Below are 6,251 nucleotides of genomic sequence, written 5' to 3' on the forward strand. Positions count from 1 at the left end.
TACGACGGCTCTTATCCTCATTTTGATTCGCACTCGATTCTTTCTAATAAATTTACTTTAAAAATCAAAGTCTCGTTATACTATGTTTTTTACTTTTAGATTACGACGGCTCTTATCCTCATTTTGATTCGCACTCGATTCTTTCTAATAAATTTACTTTAAAAATCAAAGTCTCGTTATACTATGTTTTTTACTTTTAGATTGTGACGGCTCTTATCCTCATTTTGATTCGCACTCGAATCTTTCTAATAAATTTACTTTAAAAATCAAAGTCTCGTATACTATGTTTTTTACTTTTAGATTGTGACGGCTCTTATCCTCATTTTGATTCGCACTCGAATCAAAGTAGATTAAAAACTAATTAAAATATGGAAACGAGTAATCTTGTGTATGCTTTCTAAAATAAATTATGTAGAAGTCAACGACCTTATTTTTTTATTCTTTTTGTCGGCTCCAGCAGGTGGAATTAAAAACTGATGTGCTTTTTGGAAAGTTTTTTGTTGCTGCATCAATCTCAACTACCTCGAAATCTCCTTCAAAACAATCAATAATTCCTTTCATTTAGTCACTTCTTTTCTGTTCTTATTGAAAATTCATACCATTACAACCGTAAGAATGTGTTTTGAACCTCTCATTTTTAAACAATTTTATTGTCATTACACAAAATGGGTATTAACAAAAACAGGAGAAAGTGGATGATATTCGCCACTTTCTCCTGTTATTTATTCCTCTAATTCATGTTGTGTTTCCTATAATGAGATGGCTTCTTTCTAATGCATCCCGTGATTGTATTAACGGTTTCTTCATTAAATGCCAGCCAACAGTAACATTGTGTTTATGTTCGGCCTTTAAATTTTTCTCTTTGATGTATTTCCCAATCCGCTTGTTTAATTGCTTTCCAATGATGGTATAGCGTTGCTCAAGATCATTTAGAGGCAACAAGCGATTCGTGTTTGTCCGTAAGTAGAATTGCTGATCACGTGTATTACGCCTCATTCTTATTTGTATTTTTCAAGAAAACCTATGTCATGAATTGGCCATATCGTTATATCAGCGTTTCCTACTATTTTACTCATTGGAACCAAACCGATAATCCGACTATCAGTGCTATTTCTACGGTTGTCCCCCATCACAAAGACGTATCCATCTGGAATTACTGACATCTGAGTGTATTCTTCTAGTGTGAAGTCTTCAGTTAGTGTATCGCCATCCAGCAAGCTACTTTTATATTTATTTAAAAAGGGTTCATCATGTGGTTGCCCATTAATATATAATTGGTCGCTCTTATATTCAATATGATCTCCAGGTAAGCCAATTACACGTTTTATATAGTCCTTGTCCTCTGTTGCATGGAATACAATAATGTCAAAACGATCTGGTTGCCCGATTTTACTAACAATCATTCTTTCGCCACTTTCTAAAGTAGGCATCATTGACTCACCTTCTACGATAATGGGCGTAAATAAAAAGAAGCGCATAATAAAAGCTAGTCCAACTGCAATGAATAAGGCTTTTGCCCATTCCCAAACGGAATTCTTTTCTGCTTTTACATTTGTCATTAATTTCTCTCCTTTAGTATCGCAATTCATTATGTCTATAGTGGAGACTTTCATTAGTTAACATTATTCCATTTGTTTAATATATGAATGCAAAAGCATTTCATTCAGCCTTTACATATAACGGTCATATTTAGCAAAATGCTCCAATGATTTCGTTTTTTTTGAGATAATATTTCATACCATAACTGCTTCCTTTTACAAAACGAGGACTATACATGATAAGATATTAATGGTATCTTATCCGTTTTCATTGAAATTAGACTACTATTCATAAGTTGCGACAATTTTGTGAAGAGATACCATAACGAATAACAACTTAGAGAGGTATTATAAATGAAGAAATCAACTATTTTATTAACAAGTGCGATGAGCTTTTCATTATTATTTAGCGGCTTATCAGCAACAACAGAAACATCTCCAACTACAACAGCTTCTAAAATGCATAAACAAATTACACAGGTCAGTGCCCCCGTAAAGAAGATACAAACTTTATACATATCAAATGTTCGAGAGAATGCAGGTACAAAATATAAAGTCATTGCTTCAGCAAAAAAGGGGAAGGTTTTCACTTCATATGCAACTAAAAAAGTAGGTTCTACTACTTGGCATAAGGTAAAGATCAATAACAAAACAGGTTGGATCTCTAGTACTGTAGTTAAAAGCTATTCGAGTAAAACGTTGAAAGTACCTTTTGTAAGTCAATTAGCACCTGTGAACGCTCCATTTGGATGTGAAGGAGCAAGTTTGTTAATGGCTTTAAAATACAAAGGGTATTCAAATGACGGATTACGTACATTCTTAGATGAAATGCCAAAAGATAAAGGTGGTAATCCTTATAAAGGTTTTGCTGGTGGCAATCCTTATGCTAACCAAAATGGCGTATTCCAATCCATCTTCCCGAAACCATTAACTGCTTACGGAAAAGAATACAGCAGTAATGTAGCAAATGGCTCAGGATACTCTACTACTCAAATCAAAAAAGAGTTAGATAAAGGAAATCCGGTCGTTGCTTACGCAACATTAGATTTTAAAAAGCCTGTTTGGGCAAAGTGGAATATGGGCAGTGCAGGTACAAAAAAAATCGTTGATAATATGCATGTCGTTACAGTAATCGGACACAACAGCAATGGCTCTTACTATGTAGCAGATCCAAATAGCAAAAAGGAAAAATATTGGGTAAGTAAAACGAATTTTGAACGAGCGTACAACGCACTTCAATGGAGCGTTGTAGTACGTTAAAAATAGTAGGTAACAGTCATTCACTCTGAAAAAGTTGCATAAGTATAGAAAAAGATAGATAAAGCAGACAATAATTGCTTGAAATCTATCTTTTTCTTTTACATTTGATGATAGATTTTATGACATTCTATATTGTAGTCATCATTCTCTTCATAAATTCTCATCTAATATCATATTAACTTATAGACAAACAGTCAGACTGAGTGAGGATGGTATAGTGAATATAATTTGGGTAATTGGTTATGTGTACACTGTAATAGGATTTAGCGCAGGTGGTGTAATTGCTTGGATATTAAGAGGAGTTCAAAAGAAAATTGATATCATTTACGGTATTTGCGCTGGACTAACTCTAGGTTTGTTAAGTTTTGAGATTACTCCTGAGGCAATCATTCTTGGAAATTGGATAACGTTCATCTTCGGTTTCTTAACAGGTGTAGTATTGTTTCAAATTGCTCATAAAGTTTTGCATGTTCTATTTGGTGCAACGAAAAACCATGTAAAAAATGGCGCATTAAAAACTGGGATATTATTAATGCTTAGCATTACATTTCACAATTTACCTATAGGGATTGTGCTAGGTGCAAATCAAAATTCAACTGTCAAGGAATCCCTGTTACACACCATTCTATTACATAATTTGCCTGAAGGAATTATCGTATTTACCCCATTATTTATAGCTGGTCTTAGCGTATGGACATTGTTCTTTTTAACTTTGATCATTTCTCTTCCAGTTGGTATTGGAGCTTACATAGGTAATTCAATTGGAATCGGCAATCCTATAATTTGGTCGTTTGCCATTAGTTTAGCTGCGGGGACAATTTATATGGTCACTATCAAAGAGGTATTATTAGAATCTATTAAAGATTCATCAGGTATTTTATTAATAGCTGTTATCAGTTTTTTTGCAATGGGTGCGTTTTTATTTTTTATATAGTATTATTGACAAATATCAACCTAAAATTACTAATAGCATAGTTACTTCTTAATAATTTTAAGGCACCTAGATAATTGAACCTAAAAAAACTGGTCAACTAACCTGACCAGCTTGCTGAAATTATTTAACGATTATCATGATAATTAAAAATAGCGGGATAATAAAAAACGGTAAAATATTTCTACCCAAGACTCCGTATTCTTTATATTTACGCCACCCAAATATTATTTCTATGCTACTTATTAACATTATTATCGCCCCTAAAAATATATAGCTTGGCGTAACATTAATCGACTCATTAAAATTCAATAAACCTAGAGCTACGAAGGATATTATTATTGAAACGACAATTCTCATTGGACTTTGTTTCACTCGCACTTTTGGGAAGCTTATATTAAAAGCTCTAATTAAAATGATTTTAATTAAATATTTTAAAACTAATACTACGCCTAATCCTATGAATATATTTCTCCATTCATGATTTTGCTCTTCAATCTGCATTAAATCTTTTAGTATAGAGCGGTCATTCAGTTGGAAAAATTCCTTCGTTTCCCAATCTTGAACATATAACGCCTGATTGTTATCATCAAATATTTTTAATTGTATTTCCTGGTGCTTAACAACTATTATTAAATCTGCAATAGCTGTTAATTGTTCAATGTCTATTTGTTTAGTTTTATTATTTTGTATATGGGTGTAAATCGAATTTATATATGAGGTATCTGTTACTTTTTGAACATTAAAATAAGCTTTTGATTTTTTGCCATAAAACTTTTTACTATTGGTTACGTCATTTTCAAGACTAAGTGTATAAATTGATTTAATCTGTTGACTTGATACCCCCTCTAAACCAACAGAAGCACCGTTGAAAGGCTTCTCATTATCGTTAGAACTTATTGTGATGACAGTAATTAAGAATACGATACAAGTAGCGATAAGGACTAGAGGATATTGGAGTCGTGGCCAAAAGCTAGGCCTAGTATCTACTTTTTCAATTTTTTGTAGTAATTCGTCATAAGCGACTTGCTGTTTCTGTAAATCACGAGGAGGATTTTTTAGCTTGTTGAATTCTTTATCAAAGTTCTGTGACATATGTATATCCCCTTTCCTCATATATCTTTTGTAGCGCCTTCAAAGCTCTGGCAGTATTGTTAGTTACTTGCTTTTCGGTGCATCCAAGGAAAGCTGCCGCTTCTTTGACAGATAACCCATCAATTTTCCGTAAAACTATAGCTTCCCTATAAGATAGTTTTAATCCCTTAAGCGCCTCATATAATGTAGCTACTGCTTGCCCTCGTTCTAGAATATCGCTAGGTGTCTCTTTTTCAACACGCTCATCCACATGAACAAATGGTATAAACTTCACAATTTGCTTACGTCTAAAATGATCATAGACAAGATTCCGTGCAATCCGTTTTAGCCACGTTTTGATCTCTGCTTCTTCTCGAAACGTGGCAAACTGTTTAAACGCTCTATAAAACGTTTCTTGTGTTAAATCTTCTGCCAATTCTTTATGCTGCATGAGATAGAATATGTATTGATATATCGCATCATTATGTGTTTGATATAAATGTTGAAATGACAATTTGTCCATAAAACCCCTCCTTCTTTACTATAGACGAGTGTAGGAAGATTTCTACTCAGTTTTATGTAAATTTTTTTAAAGTGCAGACAAGAGGATCGTTCTTTGCCCAAAGGTACCTCTACCACCTAAATCAAAATCATCTATTCCAATAAAATTCTTTCAAAAGTACTTGACTGGAGGTAAGAAAGAGTTGTCTGCAAGAGAAAATTAGAATTATTTGAAAGGAGGATTCAATTGTAGCCTTCTTTTATGTACCCAAGTTTCTGCTCTTTGTGTACTTAAATAATAGTTTCATTAAAGTCTAATTCCAAACAGCATACTGCCATATATTATAGATAGGTTACTCTGTTAGGAGGTGAGTATATGCAACTTTTTTCACCAGTTCCAAGAAGATCCTTTCCCCCAAGAAATAGACAAGTATTTGGCCCTCCTTATCAGGGACAACAGTTTGGAGCCCCTTACCAAGGACACCAGTTTGGCCAAACTTACGACAATAGACGGAACCCATCTTTCATGTCCCCTAACAATTCATCTCCAGGTATGTTAGGAAACCTGCCGAACCATCTCAACAATCTCAACAAACTTATGGGTCACGCCGGTACCATAAAGAATGGATATAATATGATGAGACAATTAGGATCTTTTATGGGTTTGTTTAGATAGTGAAAAGCCGATGTTCTCTTATATATGGGACATCGGCTTTTTCTAATAATGCTCCTAACAATACAACCCCCATCATATCAACTCGTCCAATACTATTAGAATACTTCTCGAACCCCAGAAAACTTCCTCTTCTGCTAATATTAACGTTCTTCCTGCAATAATACCGCTTAACAAGAATTGGTATGTCAACACTAAATCAAACAACTTTTTTAAGGGCTAAGTTTTTATAAGCGACCGGACTTTGATAGCCTAGTTTGCTGTGCGACCGAAT

Annotated in this window: 5 protein-coding genes; 2 read left to right on the forward strand and 3 right to left on the reverse strand. The window is 33.8% G+C overall.

The features are described 5' to 3' along the window. Window positions 1-998: 998 nt before the first annotated feature. A complete protein-coding gene (gene lepB / locus ACQKMD_RS21295) occupies window positions 999-1,559 on the reverse strand; it encodes a signal peptidase I (RefSeq protein ID WP_427754520.1) in 561 nt (186 codons plus the stop codon). A gap of 333 nt (window positions 1,560-1,892) precedes the next feature. Here lepB and ACQKMD_RS21300 point away from each other — a divergent pair, with 333 nt between their 5' ends. After that, window positions 1,893-2,798 carry a C39 family peptidase gene (locus ACQKMD_RS21300; protein WP_427754521.1) on the forward strand — a complete coding sequence of 302 codons (906 nt, stop codon included), beginning with the start codon at window positions 1,893-1,895 and terminating at the stop codon, window positions 2,796-2,798. A gap of 217 nt (window positions 2,799-3,015) precedes the next feature. After that, window positions 3,016-3,732 (forward strand): ZIP family metal transporter, encoded by a 717-nt coding sequence (locus ACQKMD_RS21305; RefSeq protein ID WP_427754523.1) that lies wholly within the window; start codon window positions 3,016-3,018, stop codon window positions 3,730-3,732. Between the two features lie 120 nt (window positions 3,733-3,852). Here ACQKMD_RS21305 and ACQKMD_RS21310 read toward each other — a convergent pair whose 3' ends face one another. Together ACQKMD_RS21310 and ACQKMD_RS21315 are read right to left on the reverse strand one after the other, a co-directional pair. Further along, window positions 3,853-4,824 (reverse strand): hypothetical protein, encoded by a 972-nt coding sequence (locus ACQKMD_RS21310; protein WP_427754525.1) that lies wholly within the window; start codon window positions 4,822-4,824, stop codon window positions 3,853-3,855. Then, window positions 4,808-5,326, reverse strand: coding sequence for an RNA polymerase sigma factor (locus ACQKMD_RS21315; RefSeq protein WP_427754527.1), 519 nt, complete (start codon window positions 5,324-5,326; stop codon window positions 4,808-4,810). The genes ACQKMD_RS21310 and ACQKMD_RS21315 overlap by 17 nt, the downstream gene beginning before the upstream one ends. Between the last annotated feature and the right edge of the window lie 925 nt (window positions 5,327-6,251).

It is taken from the genome of Viridibacillus sp. NPDC096237, assembly GCF_050278625.1.
Classification (GTDB): domain Bacteria; phylum Bacillota; class Bacilli; order Bacillales_A; family Planococcaceae; genus Viridibacillus.

Bases quoted from the DNA above. Each gene is read 5' to 3' on its own strand.
- ACQKMD_RS21300 (WP_427754521.1), top strand. From the start codon at position 1,893: ATGAAGAAATCAACTATTTTATTAACAAGTGCGATGAGCTTTTCATTA.
- ACQKMD_RS21315 (WP_427754527.1), bottom strand. From the start codon at position 5,326: ATGGACAAATTGTCATTTCAACATTTATATCAAACACATAATGATGCG.
- lepB (WP_427754520.1), bottom strand. From the start codon at position 1,559: ATGACAAATGTAAAAGCAGAAAAGAATTCCGTTTGGGAATGGGCAAAA.
- ACQKMD_RS21310 (WP_427754525.1), bottom strand. From the start codon at position 4,824: ATGTCACAGAACTTTGATAAAGAATTCAACAAGCTAAAAAATCCTCCT.